Genomic DNA, 20452 nt, shown 5'->3' with positions numbered 1-20452 from the left:
ATGCTCGCCCTCGGCAAACTGCTTGAACTGACCCTCGCCGGTCGTGAACCGGCGCAAAAAATTCAACTGACTGTCGACGGCGTGCAGATGCGCTGGCTCAGTGAGGGCGCGCTTGAAGTGCGTCCTCCTGAAGCACGGGACAATGGCAGCGACCTGCTGTTGTCGTCCGGCATCCATGGCAACGAAACCGCGCCGATCGAGTTGCTCGACCGTCTGTTGCATGGCATCGCCCGTGGGGAAATCAAACCCCGCACCCGTATTCTGTTCCTGTTCGGCAACCCCGAGGCCATGCGTCGCGGCGGGCGTTACCTTGAACTGGACGTCAACCGGCTGTTCAACGGCCGGCATGAAAGCAACATCGGCCCCGAAGCCATGCGCGCCGCCGAACTGGAACAGCTGGCCCGCAGCTTTTTCAGCCAGCCTGGCCGTTCGCGCCTGCATTACGACCTGCACACCGCGATTCGTGGCTCGAAGATCGAGCAGTTTGCGTTGTACCCGTGGAAGGAAGGGCGCCAGCATTCACGCCGTGAGCTTGAGCGCCTGCACGCAGCCGGCATGCAAGCGGTGCTGTTGCAGAACAAGACCTCGATCACCTTCACCGCCTTTACCTACGAGCAGCTGGACGCCGAGGCCTTCACCCTGGAATTGGGCAAGGCGCGGCCGTTCGGGCATAACGAGGGCGTGGATGTTTCCCGCCTGGAGCTGCGCCTCAAGCAGATCATCGAGGGCACCGAGCCTGCTACGGACAGCCTCGACGGTATGCAGCTGTTCGCCGTTGCGCGTGAAGTGATCAAGCACAGTGACGCCTTCCTGCTGCACCTGCCGGCGGAGGTGGAAAACTTTTCGGAGTTGGAAAAAGGCTACCTGCTGGCCGAAGACGTAGCCAAGACCCGCTGGGTGATCGAGGAAGAGGGCGCACGCATCATCTTCCCCAACCCGAAGGTGAAGAATGGTTTGCGCGCGGGGATATTGATTGTGCCAACCACGGACGCCGGCCTAGTGTAGTTTTCAAGGCCTGACCCTATGCAAATGTGGGAGGGGGCTTGCTCCCGATGGCGGTGTATCAGTTACAGATGAGCTGACTGACACACTGTTATCGGGAGCAAGCCCCCTCCCACATTGGTTTTGCAGCGTGGCTTACACCGCTACAGCGCGTGGCTCGCTGCGGCGGATCGCACGGACCTTGTGCAGCGTGTCGGCACACGTACGCGCAGCTTCCTGGCCCTTGTGCACGAAGTGCTCGTAGAAGAACGTGGTGTGTTCGCTGCCGCCGTGGAAGTGGTGTGGGGTCAGCGACACCGAAAATACTGGCACTTCGGTTTCGAGCTGCACTTGCATCAGGCCGCTGACCACCGATTGGGCGACGAATTCGTGACGGTAGATGCCGCCATCCACCACCAGCGCGGCGGCGACGATACCGGCGTAACGGCCGGTCTTGGCCAGCAGCTTGGCGTGCAGGGGCATTTCAAAGGCGCCGCCGACTTCGAAGAAGTCGATATCCGATTCCTGGTAGCCCTGGGCGATCATTTCGGCGAGGAAACCTTTGCGCGACTGATCGACAATATCCTTGTGCCAGCAGGCCTGGATAAATGCGACGCGCTCGCCGTGGTGGTTTTTGCTTTTGCTGTCGATTGCGGTGGGTTGCATGTTCTGACTCCTGTTTAAGAAAAAAACAGGGCGTTATGAATCGAATGGGATTTAAGGGTATGCACCGCTGTTTTCATGCAGGCATGAATTCAACGTGCGGCCCTTAGGTGCCAATCCCGTTCTCTCTTCATCCGGACTATGACCGTCGGCCCCGGGATCACACCGGGTCTGCTGACCTTGTCGCCGTCCTGCCTGAGCAGTTCGAGGCGCCAAGCGCTCGCGGGCTATGCACATTGCGCGCAATTACCGCCGGTGGGGAATTGCACCCCGCCCTGAGAACGTTGCCGCCAGAACCCTGGCGGCGGAGAGTTTTTAACATGCTTTTTCAAAAACTGCACGGTTGCCGTATCGATAAGCTATATCGGTTTGTTTGGTGGGTATGCGATTGAATGCGGTGGGACTTGATATTGCGTGGCTTTGCCCGCAGTAATCACTCACAAAAGGACTTATCCATTCCGTTAGAGGCCCCCTTCATGACCGTGATCGACCTGCGCAGCGACACCGTGACCCAACCCACCCCCGGTATGCTCGATGCGATGGCCAGCGCCGTCAGCGGTGACGACGTCTACGGCGAAGACCCCAGCGTCAACCGACTGGAGGCTGAGTTGGGCAGGCGCCTGGGCTTTCCGGCCGCGCTGTTCGTGCCCACCGGCACCATGAGCAACCTGCTGGCGTTGATGGCCCACTGTGAGCGCGGCGAGGAATACATCGTCGGGCAACAGGCCCACACCTACAAATACGAAGGGGGCGGGGCAGCCGTGTTGGGTTCGATCCAGCCCCAGCCGCTGGAGGTGCAGCCAGACGGGTCCCTGGACCTCGACCAGGTGCTGGCGGCGATCAAACCCGATGATTTCCACTTCGCCCGCACGCGCTTGCTGGCGCTGGAAAACACCATGCAAGGCAAGGTGCTGCCATTGGCATACCTGACCAAGGCGCGGGCGTTTACCCGTGAACACGGCCTGGCGTTGCATCTGGACGGCGCGCGGCTCTACAACGCAGCGGTCAAGCTGGGCGTGGACGCGCGTGAAATTGCCGGGCATTTCGACTCGGTGTCGGTGTGCCTGTCCAAGGGGCTCGGTGCGCCGGTCGGTTCGGTGCTGTGCGGGTCCACGGCATTGATCGCCAAGGCAAGGCGTCTGCGCAAGATGGTCGGCGGCGGCATGCGCCAGGTCGGCTCACTGGCGGCGGCAGGCCTGTATGCCCTGGATCATCAGGTGCAGCGTTTGGCCGATGACCACGCCAATGCGCAGTGGCTGGGGGATGAGTTGCGCCAGGCGGGTTATACGGTGGAGCCGGTACAGACCAACATGGTCTATGTGCAGATCGATGACCGGGCCCAGGCGTTGAAAGCGTTTGCCGCCGAGCGCGGCATCAAGTTGAGCGCCGCTCCGCGCCTGCGCATGGTGACGCACCTGGACGTCAGCCGGGCGCAGATTGAGCAAGTCGTGCAGACATTCGTCGCATTTTCGCAGAAATGACAGTGCAGGCCGTCTAATTGACTGCTTCTATCACATAAACACGCTGTACCACCGGCAAAGGGCCGATATAATGCGGCCCTTTGCCGTCGCTTCGTCTGATGATGTTGCGCACTGGCCTTTGGCCGCAGCCTCCGTGGAAGAACCTAATGAAAAGCGCAGAAATCCGTGAAGCCTTCCTTCGCTTCTTCGAAGAGCAAGGCCACACCCGTGTAGCCTCAAGCTCTTTGATCCCAGGCAATGACCCCACCCTGCTGTTCACTAACGCGGGGATGAACCAGTTCAAGGACTGTTTCCTGGGCCAGGAAAAACGCGCCTACACCCGCGCCACCAGCAGTCAGAAGTGCGTACGCGCCGGCGGCAAGAACAGTGACCTGGAAAACGTGGGTTACACCGCGCGCCACCACACCTTCTTCGAAATGCTGGGTAACTTCAGCTTCGGCGATTATTTCAAGAAAGACGCGATCACCTTCGCCTGGACCTTCCTGACCGGCGTGCTGAAGCTGCCCAAGGAAAAGCTCTGGGTAACCGTCTATGCCACGGATGACGAAGCGTATGACATCTGGACCCAGCAAATCGGCGTGCCCGCCGAGCGCATGATCCGCATCGGCGACAACAAAGGTGCGCCGTACGCCTCCGATAACTTCTGGACCATGGGTGACACCGGCCCTTGCGGCCCCTGCACCGAGATTTTCTACGATCACGGTGCCGACATCTGGGGTGGCCCACCGGGTTCGCCGGATGAAGACGGCGACCGCTACATCGAAATCTGGAACAACGTGTTCATGCAGTTCAACCGCACCGCTGATGGCGTGTTGCATCCGTTGCCGGCACCGTCGGTGGACACCGGCATGGGGCTGGAACGGATCAGTGCGGTCATGCAGCACGTTCATTCCAACTATGAAATCGACCTGTTCACCAACCTGTTGAGTGCATCGGCTGCGGCCATTGGCTGCGCCAATGAAGGCCAGTCTTCGCTCAAGGTCGTATCGGACCACATCCGCTCCTGCGGTTTCCTGATTGCCGATGGGGTGCTGCCGTCCAACGAAGGCCGTGGCTATGTGCTGCGCCGCATCATCCGTCGCGCCTGCCGTCACGGTAACAAACTGGGCGCTACCGGCAGCTTCTTCTACAAGATCGTGGCTGCCCTGGTAGCCGAGATGGGCGATGCCTTCCCGGAACTGAAGCAGCAACAAGCCAACATCGAGCGGGTGCTCAAGGCTGAGGAAGAGCAGTTCTCCAAGACCCTGGAGCACGGCCTGAAAATTCTCGAGCAGGACCTGGCTGAACTCAAAGGCACCGTGGTGCCGGGCGATGTGGTGTTCAAACTCTACGACACCTATGGTTTCCCGATGGACCTGACCGCCGACATCGCCCGTGAGCGTGAGCTGACCGTCGATGAGGCCGGTTTCGAGCGTGAGATGGAAGCCCAGCGTGTGCGTGCGCGTTCCGCCAGCTCGTTTGGCCTGGACTACAACACCCTGGTCAAGGTTGATGTGCCTACCGAGTTCATCGGCTACAAGGCTACCGCCGGCGCGGCCAAAATCGTTGCCATTTATAAAGACGGCAAGTCAGTCGATGTGCTGAACGAGGGCGATGAAGCGGTGGTGGTCCTGGACCAGACGCCGTTCTACGCGGAGTCGGGCGGGCAAATCGGTGACTGTGGTTTCCTCAGTTCGACGTCCGGTCGTTTCGACGTGCGCGACACCACCAAGACCGGTGGCGCGTTCCTGCACCATGGTGTGTTGGTGCTGGGCAACCTGGTCGTCGGCGCGCCAGTCGAGACTCAGGTCGATGCCGATGTACGGCATGCAACTGCGTTGAACCACTCGGCCACTCACTTGCTGCACGCTGCATTGCGTCAGGTGCTGGGCGAGCATGTGCAGCAGAAGGGCTCGTTGGTCGACAGCCAGCGCCTGCGTTTCGACTTCAGCCACTTCGAAGCGATCAAGCCTGATCAGATCAAGGCGCTGGAAGATATCGTCAACGCCGAAATCCGTAAGAACACCCCGGTTGAAACCGAGGAAACGGATATCGAAACCGCCAGGAACAAGGGCGCCATGGCGCTGTTTGGCGAGAAGTATGGCGATGAAGTACGCGTACTGAGCATGGGCGGCAGTTTCTCGGTGGAGCTGTGTGGCGGTATCCACGCCAACCGCACCGGTGACATCGGCCTGTTGAAAATCATCAGCGAAGGCGGTGTGGCCTCCGGTGTGCGTCGTATCGAGGCAGTCACCGGTGCCGCGGCGCTTGCCTATCTCAACGCAGCCGAAGAACAACTCAAGGAAGCGGCCGGCCTGGTCAAGGGCAGCCGCGACAATCTGATCGACAAGCTGTCCGCCGTGCTTGAGCGCAACCGTGCGCTGGAGAAACAGCTGGAGCAGTTGCAAGCCAAGGCGGCCAGTGCTGCGGGCGACGATCTGTCGGCCTCGGCGGTTGACGTCAAGGACGTAAAAGTCCTGGCGGCGCGCCTGGACGGTCAGGATGGCAAGGCGTTACTGGCCTTGGTCGATCAGTTGAAGAACAAGCTCGGCCGCGCAGTGATCCTGCTCGGCAGTGTCCATGAGGATAAGGTCGTGTTGGTTGCCGGTGTAACCAAGGACCTGACTGGCCAACTCAAAGCCGGTGATTTGATGAAGCAAGCCGCTGCGGCAGTGGGCGGCAAGGGCGGTGGTCGTCCGGACATGGCGCAAGGCGGTGGTGTAGATGCCGGCGCCCTGGACGCGGCGCTGGCCTTGACCGTGCCGTTTGTCGAGGCAGGTATTTAAGGCGCTGTTAATGAGCCCATGGTCTAGTCGTGGGCTCGCTCGGTTGCTGGAAGATTCGTTTATTGGGCGCCCCTTTACGGGCTGAGGCGGCTTAGAAATGGCTTTGATCGTACAGAAATTCGGAGGCACCTCGGTCGGTTCTGTCGAAAGAATCGAGCAGGTGGCCGACAAGGTTAAGAAGTTCCGTGATGCTGGCGACGACCTGGTGGTGGTGTTGTCGGCCATGAGCGGCGAGACCAATCGCCTGATCGACCTGGCCAAGGCCATCAGCGGTGATCAACAACCGCTCCCGCGTGAGCTGGATGTGATTGTGTCCACCGGTGAGCAGGTGACCATTGCGCTGCTGGCCATGGCCCTGAACAAGCGCGGTGTGCCAGCGGTGTCCTACACTGGCAGTCAGGTGCGCATTCTTACCGACAGCGCACATACCAAGGCGCGCATCCTGCAGATCGACGATCAGAAGATTCGTGCTGATCTGAAAGCTGGGCGCGTGGTCGTGGTAGCGGGTTTCCAGGGTGTTGACGAGCAGGGCAATATCACCACGCTTGGGCGTGGCGGTTCGGACACCACGGGCGTGGCGCTGGCAGCGGCTCTCAAGGCTGACGAATGCCAGATCTATACTGATGTGGATGGCGTCTACACTACCGACCCGCGCGTCGTGTCCGTGGCCCAGCGCCTGGACAAGATCACCTTTGAGGAGATGCTGGAAATGGCCAGCCTCGGTTCCAAGGTGCTGCAGATTCGTGCGGTGGAATTCGCCGGCAAGTACAACGTTCCGCTGCGCGTATTGCACAGCTTCAAAGAGGGTCCGGGCACCCTCATTACTATTGATGAAGAGGAATCCATGGAACAGCCGATCATTTCCGGCATCGCTTTCAACCGCGATGAAGCCAAGCTGACGATCCGTGGCGTGCCAGACACTCCGGGTGTGGCCTTCAAGATCCTCGGTCCTATCAGCGGCGCGAATATCGAAGTCGACATGATCGTGCAGAACGTTTCGCACGATAACACCACCGATTTCACCTTCACCGTGCACCGCAACGAGTACGATGCGGCCGAGCGTATCCTGCAGAACACTGCACGCGAGATCGGCGCCCGTGAAGTGATCGGCGATACCAAAATTGCCAAGGTGTCGATCGTGGGTGTGGGCATGCGCTCCCATGCCGGTGTTGCCAGCCGCATGTTCGAGGCGCTGGCCAAGGAAAGCATCAACATCCAGATGATCTCCACGTCGGAAATCAAAGTCTCGGTAGTGATTGAAGAAAAGTACCTGGAACTGGCCGTGCGCGCGCTGCATACCGCTTTTGAGCTGGACGCTCCGGCCCGACAGGGCGAGTGATGCGATGCCAGGAAGGCGCGGCTTACCGCGCCTTTCATTTTTTTGTAGGGCGCATGTTCTTTTGCGTGGGCTCGACAATACTTAGGCGGTAGGGCTACGGCCTTTTGGTTGTAGGTCGAATGCCTTTTTTTTGCAGACTGTTGTTCCTGAAATGAATTGCGTGAGGTGAAAGGTATGTTGATTCTGACTCGTCGTTGCGCAGAAAGCCTGATTATCGGTGATGGCGAAATCACCGTGACCGTGCTCGGCGTCAAAGGCAATCAAGTGCGTATCGGGGTTAACGCTCCGAAAGAGGTAGCGGTCCATCGCGAGGAAATCTACCTGCGGATCAAGAAAGAGAAGGACGAAGAACCAAGCCTTTAATTTTTATCGTTTTTTATGTTTGCAAACGGGGAGGAACGTGGTTAATATACGCCCCGTGTTGCGGAGAGCTGGCCGAGTGGCCGAAGGCGCTCCCCTGCTAAGGGAGTACACCTCAAAAGGGTGTCGGGGGTTCGAATCCCCCGTTCTCCGCCATTATTTGCTTAGTTCGTTGCAATCTGGTTTTTTCGGTAAGTTGTTGAAATTGATCGAAAAAATAGCTTTACATAGAGATTGAACGGCCTATAATGCGCGGCAACAAATGCACTCGTAGCTCAGCTGGATAGAGTACTCGGCTACGAACCGAGCGGTCACAGGTTCGAATCCTGTCGAGTGCACCATTTAAGAGTCAGTTGCAGCGATGCAGATGGCTTGGTTTCAACCAGTTGTGATCTGGTCTAAAAAACACACTCTGCACTCGTAGCTCAGCTGGATAGAGTACTCGGCTACGAACCGAGCGGTCACAGGTTCGAATCCTGTCGAGTGCACCATACAAACAAAAAGCCCGCCTAGTGCGGGCTTTTTGCCGTCTGGGGTTTGTGTAGGTTTTATCCTGGCGTACGTCTTTTTCTGTTTCCCTTGTGTTTTCCCTTCCCGCTGCGTCGTCGCAGTTCATAGATGTAGCCAACACTCAGCTTTGGCTTGCAAGCGCTTGTTCTTTCCAGTTTTTTTTGACGTTAAAAGCGGCCGAGCGGTGTATCATGCGCCGGTCAGCCCCGCCGGGGCTTGTGGAATGCCTCCATGGACTTACCCAGTAGTTACTCAGTATCCCGCTTTACCAATCATGAATTGACTGATTGATTCTTCCGGCGCGCTCCGCTGCTGGGAGTGGAGTTCGCCTATGACCGAAGTAGAAGTAAAGAAAACACAAGAAAGCCTGCAGGATCGCCTGGCTCAAGTTATCGAGCTGCTGCAGCGCCAGCGCGTGGTCGAAGACCTCACGCACCGCCAGGAAGGACCGCACCACGACCGCGTCGAAAACCTGGTTCACCGGCAAAATCTCGTCGAGCTGCAACGCAAACTCGATGACCTGCACTCCGCCGACGTTGCTTATATTCTCGAAGCCTTGCCGCTGGATGATCGCCTGACGCTCTGGCAGTTGGTCAAGGCTGATCGCGACGGCGACATTCTCCTCGAAGTATCCGATTCGGTCCGTGAAACCCTGATCGCCGACATGGACGATCATGAGCTCCTGGCTGCGGCCAAGGAGATGGATGCGGACGAGCTGGCCGACCTGGCGCCTGAATTGCCGCGCGATGTTGTTCATGAGCTGATGGAGGCATTGGACACTCAGCAGCGTGAGCGTGTGCGTTCCGCACTGTCTTATGATGAAGACCAGGTCGGCGCATTGATGGACTTCGAGATGGTCACCATCCGCGAAGACGTCAGCCTGGAAGTGGTACTGCGCTACCTGCGCCGTCTCAAAGAGCTGCCGGGGCATACCGACAAGCTGTTTGTGGTCGACTACGAAGGCATTCTCAAGGGCGTATTGCCCATCAAGCGCCTGCTGGTAAATGATCCGGAGAAGAGAGTTGCTGACCTGATGGCCAGCGATACCGTGAGCTTTCATCCGGATGAAGATGCCTACGACGCAGCCCAAGCTTTTGAGCGTTACGACTTGATCTCTGCCCCGGTGGTGGACAAGAACGGCAAGTTGATCGGCCGTCTGACGATTGACGAAATCGTTGACCTTATTCGCGAAGAGAGTGAAACCGAAGTCCTCAACATGGCGGGTTTGCGTGAAGAGGAAGATATTTTTGCGTCAGTCTGGCGTTCGCTGCACAACCGCTGGGCTTGGCTGGCCGTCAACCTGATTACTGCATTTATCGCGTCCCGCGTGATCGGGCTGTTCGAGGGCTCCATCGAAAAGTTGGTGGCCCTGGCGGCGTTGATGCCGATTGTGGCCGGCATCGGCGGTAACTCCGGTAATCAGACCATCACCATGATCGTACGCGCCATGGCGCTGGATCAGGTCAGTACCGCCAACTCTTCGCGCCTGCTGCGCAAGGAATTGGCTGTGGGCCTCATCAACGGCCTGGTGTGGGGAGGCGTAATCGGCGTGGTGGCTTACTTGCTATATGGCAGTTGGTCGCTGGGTGTGGTGATGACCGCTGCCATGACCCTCAATTTGCTTTTGGCTGCCTTGATGGGGGTTTTGATCCCTATGACCCTGGCGCGTCTGGGGCGCGATCCTGCCATGGGGGCCAGCGTGATGATCACGGCCATGACTGACAGTGGTGGCTTTTTCATCTTCCTGGGCTTGGCTACGATCTTCCTGCTCTGACCTTTCCTGCGGGGGCAAATCTGCCCTCGCATTGCTTTCTTGCTCAAATCCCACGCAAAAAAAAGCCAGCACATGGCTGGCTTCGGCTTTCAGCTGCAAATCAATTGGCTTCTGCGGCCGCCTCTACGTCGTGCGCGATCAGCGAGACGAGAGCATTTTGCTGGCGGTGGGAAAGCTGACGAAAACGCTGCAGCAGTTCGCGTTCGTGCAGTGACAGCTCTGGGCTGTCCAGGCGCATGCTCAACTCTTCACCCAAGGCGCCTTCCTGAATAAGGCTCTGTTCCAGGCGAGCGATGATTTCGGAGTTCATGCTGCGATGATGATTGCGAGCCACCTCGGCAATGCGTTCCCGCATTCCGTCTGGCAGACGTACGACGAACTTGTCAGCCGTACGGCTGGAATAAATTGCCTGTTTCAATGGGCGCATATATTTAACCGGTTAGTTCAGGGGAGCGGTTTTTGGAATTGGCCGCAAGATGAGTGTTAAGACAAGGCTCACGACCAAAGTTCAACCCGAATTGCAAAGAGGCCGCATCATGCCTCAGATTTGACATTTCCTTGGCGTCAATTCTGTGACAAATATTGAACCGCCTAAAGGCTTTATGCCAGCACTGATTTGCATTTTTGCGGACTGGTTGGAAAAGTTTTCGCGTTGGATCGGGTACTCCTGATCTTCACGTAAGCCTTATCCGAAATCGGGTTAAAGAGCGCACGCCTTAAGCAACATGGCCTTTTGCCCTCATCTGTAAGGGTAGTGGCAGTTTGCTGATTTGCTAGCGCAAAGCGACATAAGGTCGGCTGGAGGGGGGTTAACGCAGTATGGGGTCGAATTTTATCCGCCGCCCGAGGGCGAGTGTCAGGACCAAGAGGCATCCAAAAACAGCACTGGCGATGAACGTCAGGGTGCGAGTTTCTTGCATAGCATTACTAAAGCCCAGTAGGGCGGTCGCGAGCGTCAGGCACAGAAAAAGCCATGCAGGTTTGGACATGAGTAGCGCTCTCAGAAAACCCAGTGTTCGGATGTTGGGGTGGCTTGGGTGCCTTGGGTCAAACGAATAGGGGATTGAGGGTCGGCTGTCATCACCGCCAGCTGTGGTCTTTGCTGCAGGTGGTGCGGTACGGCCTGGGTGATTTGGGCTGGGTCTTGCGATTTGGCTGGAAAGAAGTGAAAAGTTACCAGCGCGGCCAGTGCCATTGTGTTGAGGGCGAGTAGTAGGGCGCTGTTCATGGTCTTCTTCTCCGTATGCCTTGGCCAAATGGGGTTGTGGGAGAAGTCTTGCAGGTCGCGTGCCAACTGATTTATTCAATATAATCAATGAGTTATCTTGTTTTATGGCGTGTCATGTAGTGCAATTTGCAATGATGGCACTTTGGGGGAGTGCATTTTGCACGACAGCATAGGTCGCCCGGATTGTATTGGGCTGCGCTACCGCATGCTTGCAAGCGTTGGCTTACGATCAAAAAGCCAAGGGATGACATGACAAAAACTACCTTGCCCGTTAACATGCACGCCGTCCGTCGTTGAGCCTTTGGCTTGTTGATTGCGATTTGTCCCAGTAGCTCAATTGGATAGAGCATCCCCCTCCTAAGGGGAAGGTTGGCCGTTCGAACCGGCCCTGGGACACCATCCCTCAGTTGTTGTCTTGTTGCGTTCGTCATGTCAAAACCATCGCTTCCTTAGCTTCCTGACTGTAGCCGTGAGAAGTGCGGCGGTATTCAGTTGCTGTTCGGTGGGCAATCGAATCGCGATGGTCCCTGGGTCGTCCTTTTGTTTGCTCTATATAGAAGGGCGGTGGGATGGAAAAGAATTCCCAGGTTTTTGATTTAACTGCTTGACGCTGCTGCTTAAAACTGTAGAATTCGCCTCCCGCTTACGAGAGATCGCAAGCGCAAGTGGTTGAAGTTGCTGAAGAAATCTTCGAAAACTTCTGAAAATAACCACTTGACAGCAAATGAGGCTGCTGTAGAATGCGCGCCTCGGTTGAGACGAATAGCTCTTAGCCAACCGCTCTTTAACAACTGAATCAAGCAATTCGTGTGGGTGCTTGTGGAGTCAGACTGATAGTCAACAAGATTATCAGCATCACAAGTTACTCCGCGAGAAATCAAAGATGTAACCAACGATTGCTGAGCCAAGTTTAGGGTTTCTTAAAAACCCAAAGATGTTTGAACTGAAGAGTTTGATCATGGCTCAGATTGAACGCTGGCGGCAGGCCTAACACATGCAAGTCGAGCGGTAGAGAGAAGCTTGCTTCTCTTGAGAGCGGCGGACGGGTGAGTAATGCCTAGGAATCTGCCTGATAGTGGGGGATAACGTTCGGAAACGGACGCTAATACCGCATACATCCTACGGGAGAAAGCAGGGGACCTTCGGGCCTTGCGCTATCAGATGAGCCTAGGTCGGATTAGCTAGTTGGTGAGGTAATGGCTCACCAAGGCGACGATCCGTAACTGGTCTGAGAGGATGATCAGTCACACTGGAACTGAGACACGGTCCAGACTCCTACGGGAGGCAGCAGTGGGGAATATTGGACAATGGGCGAAAGCCTGATCCAGCCATGCCGCGTGTGTGAAGAAGGTCTTCGGATTGTAAAGCACTTTAAGTTGGGAGGAAGGGCAGTTACCTAATACGTGATTGTTTTGACGTTACCGACAGAATAAGCACCGGCTAACTCTGTGCCAGCAGCCGCGGTAATACAGAGGGTGCAAGCGTTAATCGGAATTACTGGGCGTAAAGCGCGCGTAGGTGGTTTGTTAAGTTGGATGTGAAATCCCCGGGCTCAACCTGGGAACTGCATTCAAAACTGACTGACTAGAGTGTGGTAGAGGGTGGTGGAATTTCCTGTGTAGCGGTGAAATGCGTAGATATAGGAAGGAACACCAGTGGCGAAGGCGACCACCTGGACCAACACTGACACTGAGGTGCGAAAGCGTGGGGAGCAAACAGGATTAGATACCCTGGTAGTCCACGCCGTAAACGATGTCAACTAGCCGTTGGGAGCCTTGAGCTCTTAGTGGCGCAGCTAACGCATTAAGTTGACCGCCTGGGGAGTACGGCCGCAAGGTTAAAACTCAAATGAATTGACGGGGGCCCGCACAAGCGGTGGAGCATGTGGTTTAATTCGAAGCAACGCGAAGAACCTTACCAGGCCTTGACATCCAATGAACTTTCCAGAGATGGATTGGTGCCTTCGGGAACATTGAGACAGGTGCTGCATGGCTGTCGTCAGCTCGTGTCGTGAGATGTTGGGTTAAGTCCCGTAACGAGCGCAACCCTTGTCCTTAGTTACCAGCACGTTATGGTGGGCACTCTAAGGAGACTGCCGGTGACAAACCGGAGGAAGGTGGGGATGACGTCAAGTCATCATGGCCCTTACGGCCTGGGCTACACACGTGCTACAATGGTCGGTACAGAGGGTTGCCAAGCCGCGAGGTGGAGCTAATCCCAGAAAACCGATCGTAGTCCGGATCGCAGTCTGCAACTCGACTGCGTGAAGTCGGAATCGCTAGTAATCGCGAATCAGAATGTCGCGGTGAATACGTTCCCGGGCCTTGTACACACCGCCCGTCACACCATGGGAGTGGGTTGCACCAGAAGTAGCTAGTCTAACCTTCGGGAGGACGGTTACCACGGTGTGATTCATGACTGGGGTGAAGTCGTAACAAGGTAGCCGTAGGGGAACCTGCGGCTGGATCACCTCCTTAATCGACGACATCAGCTGCTCCATAAGTTCCCACACGAATTGCTTGATTCATTGAAGAAGACGATAGAAGCAGCTTTAAGCTCCAAGCTGATAGCTCTTAGCTAATCAGTTGCGCTCGAAATTGGGTCTGTAGCTCAGTTGGTTAGAGCGCACCCCTGATAAGGGTGAGGTCGGCAGTTCGAATCTGCCCAGACCCACCAATTTTGTTATGGGGCCATAGCTCAGCTGGGAGAGCGCCTGCCTTGCACGCAGGAGGTCAACGGTTCGATCCCGTTTGGCTCCACCATTAACTGTTTCTGCTGTTAGAGTTTAGAAATGAGTATTCCGCTGTGAATATTGATTTCTAGTCTTTGATTAGATCGTTCTTTAAAAATTTGGGTATGTGATAGAAAGATAGACTGAACGTTACTTTCACTGGTAACGGCTCAGGCTAAGGTAAAATTTGTGAGTCGCTCTTAATTGAGTATGATCGAATTTTCGGCGAATGTTGTCTTCACAGTATAACCAGATTGCTTGGGGTTATATGGTCAAGTGAAGAAGCGCATACGGTGGATGCCTTGGCAGTCAGAGGCGATGAAAGACGTGGTAGCCTGCGAAAAGCTTCGGGGAGTCGGCAAACAGACTTTGATCCGGAGATGTCTGAATGGGGGAACCCAGCCATCATAAGATGGTTACCTTACACTGAATACATAGGTGTATGGAGCGAACCAGGGGAACTGAAACATCTAAGTACCCTGAGGAAAAGAAATCAACCGAGATTCCCTTAGTAGTGGCGAGCGAACGGGGACTAGCCCTTAAGTGGCTTTGAGATTAGCGGAACGCTCTGGAAAGTGCGGCCATAGTGGGTGATAGCCCTGTACGCGAAAATCTCTTAGTCATGAAATCGAGTAGGACGGAGCACGAGAAACTTTGTCTGAATATGGGGGGACCATCCTCCAAGGCTAAATACTACTGACTGACCGATAGTGAACTAGTACCGTGAGGGAAAGGCGAAAAGAACCCCGGAGAGGGGAGTGAAATAGATCCTGAAACCGTATGCGTACAAGCAGTGGGAGCCTACTTTGTTGGGTGACTGCGTACCTTTTGTATAATGGGTCAGCGACTTATTTTCAGTGGCGAGCTTAACCGAATAGGGGAGGCGTAGCGAAAGCGAGTCTTAATAGGGCGTCTAGTCGCTGGGAATAGACCCGAAACCGGGCGATCTATCCATGGGCAGGTTGAAGGTTGGGTAACACTAACTGGAGGACCGAACCGACTACCGTTGAAAAGTTAGCGGATGACCTGTGGATCGGAGTGAAAGGCTAATCAAGCTCGGAGATAGCTGGTTCTCCTCGAAAGCTATTTAGGTAGCGCCTCATGTATCACTGTAGGGGGTAGAGCACTGTTTCGGCTAGGGGGTCATCCCGACTTACCAAACCGATGCAAACTCCGAATACCTACAAGTGCCGAGCATGGGAGACACACGGCGGGTGCTAACGTCCGTCGTGAAAAGGGAAACAACCCAGACCGTCAGCTAAGGTCCCAAAGTTATGGTTAAGTGGGAAACGATGTGGGAAGGCTTAGACAGCTAGGAGGTTGGCTTAGAAGCAGCCACCCTTTAAAGAAAGCGTAATAGCTCACTAGTCGAGTCGGCCTGCGCGGAAGATGTAACGGGGCTCAAACCATACACCGAAGCTACGGGTATCACGTAAGTGATGCGGTAGAGGAGCGTTCTGTAAGCCTGTGAAGGTGAGTTGAGAAGCTTGCTGGAGGTATCAGAAGTGCGAATGCTGACATGAGTAACGACAATGGGTGTGAAAAACACCCACGCCGAAAGACCAAGGTTTCCTGCGCAACGTTAATCGACGCAGGGTTAGTCGGTCCCTAAGGCGAGGCTGAAAAGCGTAGTCGATGGAAAACAGGTTAATATTCCTGTACTTCTGGTTATTGCGATGGAGGGACGGAGAAGGCTAGGCCAGCTTGGCGTTGGTTGTCCAAGTTTAAGGTGGTAGGCTGGAATCTTAGGTAAATCCGGGATTCTAAGGCCGAGAGCTGATGACGAGTTGTCTTTTAGACGACGAAGTGGTTGATGCCATGCTTCCAAGAAAAGCTTCTAAGCTTCAGGTAACCAGGAACCGTACCCCAAACCGACACAGGTGGTTGGGTAGAGAATACCAAGGCGCTTGAGAGAACTCGGGTGAAGGAACTAGGCAAAATGGCACCGTAACTTCGGGAGAAGGTGCGCCGGTGAGGGTGAAGGACTTGCTCCGTAAGCTCATGCCGGTCGAAGATACCAGGCCGCTGCGACTGTTTATTAAAAACACAGCACTCTGCAAACACGAAAGTGGACGTATAGGGTGTGACGCCTGCCCGGTGCCGGAAGGTTAATTGATGGGGTTAGCTAACGCGAAGCTCTTGATCGAAGCCCCGGTAAACGGCGGCCGTAACTATAACGGTCCTAAGGTAGCGAAATTCCTTGTCGGGTAAGTTCCGACCTGCACGAATGGCGTAACGATGGCGGCGCTGTCTCCACCCGAGACTCAGTGAAATTGAAATCGCTGTGAAGATGCAGTGTATCCGCGGCTAGACGGAAAGACCCCGTGAACCTTTACTATAGCTTTGCACTGGACTTTGAATTTGCTTGTGTAGGATAGGTGGGAGGCTTTGAAGCGTGGACGCCAGTTCGCGTGGAGCCAACCTTGAAATACCACCCTGGCAACTTTGAGGTTCTAACTCAGGTCCGTTATCCGGATCGAGGACAGTGTATGGTGGGTAGTTTGACTGGGGCGGTCTCCTCCTAAAGAGTAACGGAGGAGTACGAAGGTGCGCTCAGACCGGTCGGAAATCGGTCGTAGAGTATAAAGGCAAAAGCGCGCTTGACTGCGAGACAGACACGTCGAGCAGGTACGAAAGTAGGTCTTAGTGATCCGGTGGTTCTGTATGGAAGGGCCATCGCTCAACGGATAAAAGGTACTCCGGGGATAACAGGCTGATACCGCCCAAGAGTTCATATCGACGGCGGTGTTTGGCACCTCGATGTCGGCTCATCACATCCTGGGGCTGAAGCCGGTCCCAAGGGTATGGCTGTTCGCCATTTAAAGTGGTACGCGAGCTGGGTTTAGAACGTCGTGAGACAGTTCGGTCCCTATCTGCCGTGGACGTTTGAGATTTGAGAGGGGCTGCTCCTAGTACGAGAGGACCGGAGTGGACGAACCTCTGGTGTTCCGGTTGTCACGCCAGTGGCATTGCCGGGTAGCTATGTTCGGAATAGATAACCGCTGAAAGCATCTAAGCGGGAAACTAGCCTCAAGATGAGATCTCACTGGGACCTTGAGTCCCCTGAAGGGCCGTCGAAGACTACGACGTTGATAGGTTGGGTGTGTAAGCGCTGTGAGGCGTTGAGCTAACCAATACTAATTGCCCGTGAGGCTTGACCATATAACACCCAAGCAATTTGACTACTCCTGACTTTAAAAAAGCAGAAGCATCAGATTGCGGTGTGTGAAGACGCAATGAACCGAAAGTTCGAGGCTCACAAAACACCGACTTCTATCCCATACCCAATTTGCTGAAGCGAGGCCATCTGGCCACGACTCAGTACCCGAATTTCTTGACGACCATAGAGCATTGGAACCACCTGATCCCATCCCGAACTCAGTAGTGAAACGATGCATCGCCGATGGTAGTGTGGGGTTTCCCCATGTGAGAGTAGGTCATCGTCAAGATTAAATTCCGAAACCCCATTTGCGAAAGCAGATGGGGTTTTGTTTTGCGCGGTCGAAACCCACATCTCTTGCAGACACAAGCCTGCTCGCGATAACTCCAACCCCGACGCGAACGTACTAGGAAGGCTCTATATCCTATAGAACGCTCTATTCGGGCCTTTTATGGCATTTACCCAAAGACCAGTCGAACCTTGCCTATGATCAGGGTTCACAGGTGGTGCGTTGTATATTTATCTCCACTTCATGTACCTCGCAGACGCGCATACAGCGTCTGAACGGGTAAGCAAAATAATCCCGGAAACGGCTCATGCCGCCTGTCCGGACCTGACCACTGCGGACTATCATGCCGATAGCCCTGTCCCCTCACTGCAAGGAGCCGCTCGGAACGCCGATGCGCCAAATCTGGAAATCTTTTCGAGCCCTATATTTCGCCTCCTTGATGATGCTGATCGGCTCCGGCCTGCTCAGTACTTACCTGGCCTTGCGCTTGGCGGCGGATCATGTCGACAGCCTGTGGGTCGGTGCGCTGATGGCGGCCAACTACTTTGGCCTGGTGCTGGGTGGCAAGATCGGGCACCGTTTGATTGCGCGTGTCGGCCATATACGCGCCTACGCGACCTGCGCCGGTATCGTCGGCGCGGCCGTGCTGGGTCATGGCTTGATCGACTGGCTACCGGCGTGGATCGTATTGCGGGTGATCGTGGGCCTGGGCATGATGTGCCAGTACATGGTCATCGAAAGCTGGCTCAACGAGCAGGCCGATGCCAAGCAGCGCGGCGTAGTGTTCAGCGGCTACATGATCGCCTCTTACCTCGGTCTGGTGCTGGGCCAGCTGATCCTGGTCATGCATCCCCACCTGGGTCTTGAACTGCTGATGCTGGTGGCGCTGTGCTTCGCCCTCTGCCTGGTGCCGGTAGCCATGACCCGCCGCATTCACCCGGCGCCGTTGCACCCGGCGCCGATGGAGCCGCGTTTCTTTATCAAGCGTGTGCCCCAGTCGCTCAGCACAGTGCTGGGGGCAGGGCTGATTGTCGGCTCGTTCTACGGCTTGGCACCGCTCTATGCCTCCCAGCAGGGGTTGACGACCGAGCAGGTCGGTTTGTTCATGGGCTCCTGTATTTTCGCGGGACTGCTCGTGCAGTGGCCGCTGGGCTGGTTGTCGGACCGCTATGACCGCGCACTGCTGATTCGCTGCTTTGCCTTGTGCTTGGCCGTAGCCGCGCTGCCCTTGGCGATCATGACCCAGGTCCCTCTGGAAATGCTGTTCTTGGCGGGCTTCCTATGTTCACTCGTGCAGTTTTGTCTTTACCCGTTGGCAGTGGCGTTTTCCAACGATCATGTGGAAGGTGATCGCAGGGTGTCGCTGACCGCTATGTTGCTGGTGACTTACGGCATTGGGGCCAGTATCGGGCCGCTTCTGGCGGGCGTGCTGATGAAGCTGTTCGGCAGCCAGATGCTGTACGCCTTCTTCAGTTTGTGTGCGTTGATCCTGGTATGGCGTATTCGGCCGAAGGCGGTGACTAACCTGCACCAGGTAGACGATGCGCCGCTGCATCACGTGGCGATGCCTGACAGCATGTCCAGTTCGCCGTTGGTGGCCGCCCTTGACCCACGGGTAGATGAGCAGGTGGTACAGGAGCAGATGCAGGCCACTGTTCCTGAGCCAGAGCCCGAACCCACGGTGGACGAGCCGGCTGCGCAGACGCCACCGGAGTCAACTGACCCGGACGATCATCCCCATGATTTGAGCAGGGCACGCCCCTGAACGAAAAAACGGGCAGATCCTATCAGGATCTGCCCGTTTTTTTACAGCTGCGTCCAAGGCTTAAAAATCGTCATCCTTGTCGAAGCGTCGAGCTTCGCGCTGCAGTTGATACACAAAACGCTCCACCTGGCGCTGCACCAGGCCGCTCATGTTATGGAAACGCACACCCGCGAAGGTGGTGTTGATCTTGTCTTCGAAATGCAGGTAACGCAGCTCGACAGCGGTGGTCATGTTGCCGAACGGCAGCGCGGCGACAAAGCGGTCATAGACTTGGCCCAGCTGCAAGCGGTCGGAAATGTCGCCTTCAAAGCGCAATTTGCATCCGGTGGCCGAGATATCCAGCAGCTTGCCATTGAACGGTGCCTTGAGCTTCTCGCCACCCAGTTCGATGTTCACCAATTGCGCCAGCTTCAATGCAGCGCGAAATGCGTTACGACGTTGATGGTAAACCACCTCGCCGGGCATGCCGCCAGTGTAAATGCGGTGGCCGTCTTTTTCGCTGACGCTCAGCGTGCCGTTACTTTCCCAGGCGACCCGCACGCCATCATGGAAACCCTCGATGCGGAAGGGCTCGCCATTTTCCAGGTAACGTTCACCATCGCGCGGGATCATTTCGTCCAGTGCCAGCGTTTTGTTATCCCGATCGATATCCACCAGATAGCTTTGGAAACGTTGGCTGCGTTCGTGGAAAGTGATGATCAATGGATCATGGCTTTCCTGGAGCATTCGCAAAGTGCTGGCGATTTCCAGAGGCGTGGTGAGGACCTTCGGTGGCTGCGGTGCATCTTCCGCATTAAGGGCGTTGAACACAGTTGTTCCATCTCCAGGCAAAATACGACTACACGCAAGAACCGGCATTTTGCCAGTATGTAGCGCACCTTGGATAGCTCGCGCTGTAAACCGGCGTCAGGCTTGGCTGCGGGTGCTTGGCTTGACCAGGCGTGAAGTGGAACCTTGGGCGTTATACAGGGCCGGTGGCTCGCCGCCGTGAAGGATGCGTAACTGGTTGGCGGTGGTGGTTTGCTGGAGCTGGATCGACTGGCCGTTGAGCAGATTGGCTTCCTGGCACTGGGCGAGCAACTGATTGAGTTCTTTGCTTTGCGCCAGCAATTGATCGCCGACCGAAGAATGACTCGCCAGCTGTGCCAGGCCGTCGTGATCGGCGGGCAGGCCCAGGCTGGTGAGAATTTCGCTGCGCTTCTTGCCGTGCTGTTCGAGCAGCACAATCAGTGACTGTTTGCGCGCCAGTATTTCTTCGAGCAAAGGCATATCCCGGCCATACAGGGCCAGGGATTCCTCTTTGAGCAGCTCGAGCAATTGCTGCGTCGGCGCCAGATCATCAATGATCAGTTGAAGCAAATGTTCGTCGTGGTGCATGGCTGGCCTTGGGTTTTAAGCGTCCAGAA

General features: G+C 55.9%; 13 protein-coding genes, 6 tRNA genes, 3 rRNA genes and 1 riboswitch. Of the genes, 16 read left to right on the top strand and 6 right to left on the bottom strand.

Features of this window, described 5'->3' with window-relative positions:
• Positions 1 to 1005, top strand: coding sequence for a succinylglutamate desuccinylase (gene astE, locus C4J91_RS20855; protein WP_124364045.1), 1005 nt, complete (start codon positions 1 to 3; stop codon positions 1003 to 1005).
• Between the two features lie 132 nt (positions 1006 to 1137).
• Here astE and C4J91_RS20850 read toward each other — a convergent pair whose 3' ends face one another.
• Positions 1138 to 1647 (bottom strand): 6,7-dimethyl-8-ribityllumazine synthase, encoded by a 510-nt coding sequence (locus C4J91_RS20850; RefSeq protein WP_057723717.1) that lies wholly within the window; start codon positions 1645 to 1647, stop codon positions 1138 to 1140.
• Between the two features lie 114 nt (positions 1648 to 1761).
• Positions 1762 to 1931, bottom strand: a riboswitch (FMN riboswitch).
• A gap of 189 nt (positions 1932 to 2120) precedes the next feature.
• On the opposite strand from C4J91_RS20850, the gene ltaE reads away from it, so the two are divergent.
• The 8 genes from ltaE to mgtE all read left to right on the top strand — a co-directional run bounded on the left by ltaE (position 2121) and on the right by mgtE (position 9873).
• Complete coding sequence (gene ltaE, locus C4J91_RS20845; RefSeq protein WP_124364044.1) at positions 2121 to 3125, top strand: low-specificity L-threonine aldolase; 1005 nt, start codon at positions 2121 to 2123, stop codon at positions 3123 to 3125.
• Positions 3126 to 3271: 146 nt separating this feature from the next.
• Positions 3272 to 5890, top strand: coding sequence for an alanine--tRNA ligase (gene alaS, locus C4J91_RS20840; RefSeq protein WP_124364043.1), 2619 nt, complete (start codon positions 3272 to 3274; stop codon positions 5888 to 5890).
• Between the two features lie 97 nt (positions 5891 to 5987).
• Entirely contained in the window at positions 5988 to 7229 is a 1242-nt protein-coding gene (locus C4J91_RS20835) for an aspartate kinase (protein WP_065950555.1), read from the top strand.
• A 174-nt stretch (positions 7230 to 7403) separates the two neighbouring features.
• Positions 7404 to 7592, top strand: coding sequence for a carbon storage regulator CsrA (gene csrA / locus C4J91_RS20830; protein ID WP_003175645.1), 189 nt, complete (start codon positions 7404 to 7406; stop codon positions 7590 to 7592).
• A gap of 62 nt (positions 7593 to 7654) precedes the next feature.
• A tRNA-Ser gene (locus tag C4J91_RS20825) sits at positions 7655 to 7745 on the top strand.
• Between the two features lie 108 nt (positions 7746 to 7853).
• Positions 7854 to 7930: transfer RNA gene (locus C4J91_RS20820), tRNA-Arg, on the top strand.
• Between the two features lie 73 nt (positions 7931 to 8003).
• Positions 8004 to 8080: transfer RNA gene (locus C4J91_RS20815), tRNA-Arg, on the top strand.
• Positions 8081 to 8430: 350 nt separating this feature from the next.
• Positions 8431 to 9873 (top strand): magnesium transporter, encoded by a 1443-nt coding sequence (gene mgtE / locus C4J91_RS20810; protein ID WP_065892684.1) that lies wholly within the window; start codon positions 8431 to 8433, stop codon positions 9871 to 9873.
• Positions 9874 to 9973: 100 nt separating this feature from the next.
• Here mgtE and C4J91_RS20805 read toward each other — a convergent pair whose 3' ends face one another.
• The 3 genes from C4J91_RS20805 to C4J91_RS20795 all read right to left on the bottom strand — a co-directional run bounded on the left by C4J91_RS20805 (position 9974) and on the right by C4J91_RS20795 (position 11101).
• Entirely contained in the window at positions 9974 to 10300 is a 327-nt protein-coding gene (locus tag C4J91_RS20805) for an Arc family DNA-binding protein (protein ID WP_003193592.1), read from the bottom strand.
• 382 nt (positions 10301 to 10682) lie between these two features.
• Entirely contained in the window at positions 10683 to 10862 is a 180-nt protein-coding gene (locus C4J91_RS27875) for a PA3371 family protein (RefSeq protein ID WP_124364042.1), read from the bottom strand.
• Between the two features lie 11 nt (positions 10863 to 10873).
• Positions 10874 to 11101 (bottom strand): hypothetical protein, encoded by a 228-nt coding sequence (locus tag C4J91_RS20795; RefSeq protein WP_124364041.1) that lies wholly within the window; start codon positions 11099 to 11101, stop codon positions 10874 to 10876.
• Positions 11102 to 11423: 322 nt separating this feature from the next.
• On the opposite strand from C4J91_RS20795, the gene C4J91_RS20790 reads away from it, so the two are divergent.
• The 7 genes from C4J91_RS20790 to C4J91_RS20755 all read left to right on the top strand — a co-directional run bounded on the left by C4J91_RS20790 (position 11424) and on the right by C4J91_RS20755 (position 19046).
• Positions 11424 to 11500 (top strand) — tRNA-Arg (locus C4J91_RS20790).
• A gap of 541 nt (positions 11501 to 12041) precedes the next feature.
• A 16S ribosomal RNA gene (locus tag C4J91_RS20780) occupies positions 12042 to 13578 on the top strand.
• A 122-nt stretch (positions 13579 to 13700) separates the two neighbouring features.
• Positions 13701 to 13777, top strand: a tRNA-Ile gene (locus C4J91_RS20775).
• Between the two features lie 10 nt (positions 13778 to 13787).
• Positions 13788 to 13863, top strand: a tRNA-Ala gene (locus tag C4J91_RS20770).
• 239 nt (positions 13864 to 14102) lie between these two features.
• Positions 14103 to 16994: ribosomal RNA gene (locus tag C4J91_RS20765) — 23S ribosomal RNA — on the top strand.
• Between the two features lie 171 nt (positions 16995 to 17165).
• Positions 17166 to 17281, top strand: a 5S ribosomal RNA gene (gene rrf, locus C4J91_RS20760).
• Together the 16S, 23S and 5S rRNA genes with 2 tRNA genes alongside form the textbook arrangement of a ribosomal RNA operon.
• A 391-nt stretch (positions 17282 to 17672) precedes the next feature.
• Positions 17673 to 19046: an MFS transporter gene (locus tag C4J91_RS20755; protein WP_124364040.1), complete on the top strand. Its 1374-nt coding sequence runs from the start codon at positions 17673 to 17675 to the stop codon at positions 19044 to 19046.
• A gap of 60 nt (positions 19047 to 19106) precedes the next feature.
• Here the strand turns inward: C4J91_RS20755 and C4J91_RS20750 are convergent, their stop codons facing one another.
• Both C4J91_RS20750 and C4J91_RS20745 read right to left on the bottom strand, forming a co-directional pair.
• A complete protein-coding gene (locus tag C4J91_RS20750; RefSeq protein ID WP_124364039.1) occupies positions 19107 to 19856 on the bottom strand; it encodes a flagellar brake protein in 750 nt (249 codons plus the stop codon).
• A gap of 96 nt (positions 19857 to 19952) precedes the next feature.
• A complete protein-coding gene (locus tag C4J91_RS20745) occupies positions 19953 to 20423 on the bottom strand; it encodes a flagella synthesis protein FlgN (protein ID WP_124364038.1) in 471 nt (156 codons plus the stop codon).
• Positions 20424 to 20452: the final 29 nt, after the last annotated feature.

The organism is Pseudomonas sp. R3-52-08, assembly GCF_003851745.1.
Taxonomy (GTDB): domain Bacteria; phylum Pseudomonadota; class Gammaproteobacteria; order Pseudomonadales; family Pseudomonadaceae; genus Aquipseudomonas.
The sequence above is the reverse complement of the archived record's forward strand: the minus strand, read 5'-3'. Positions and strand labels throughout refer to the sequence as shown.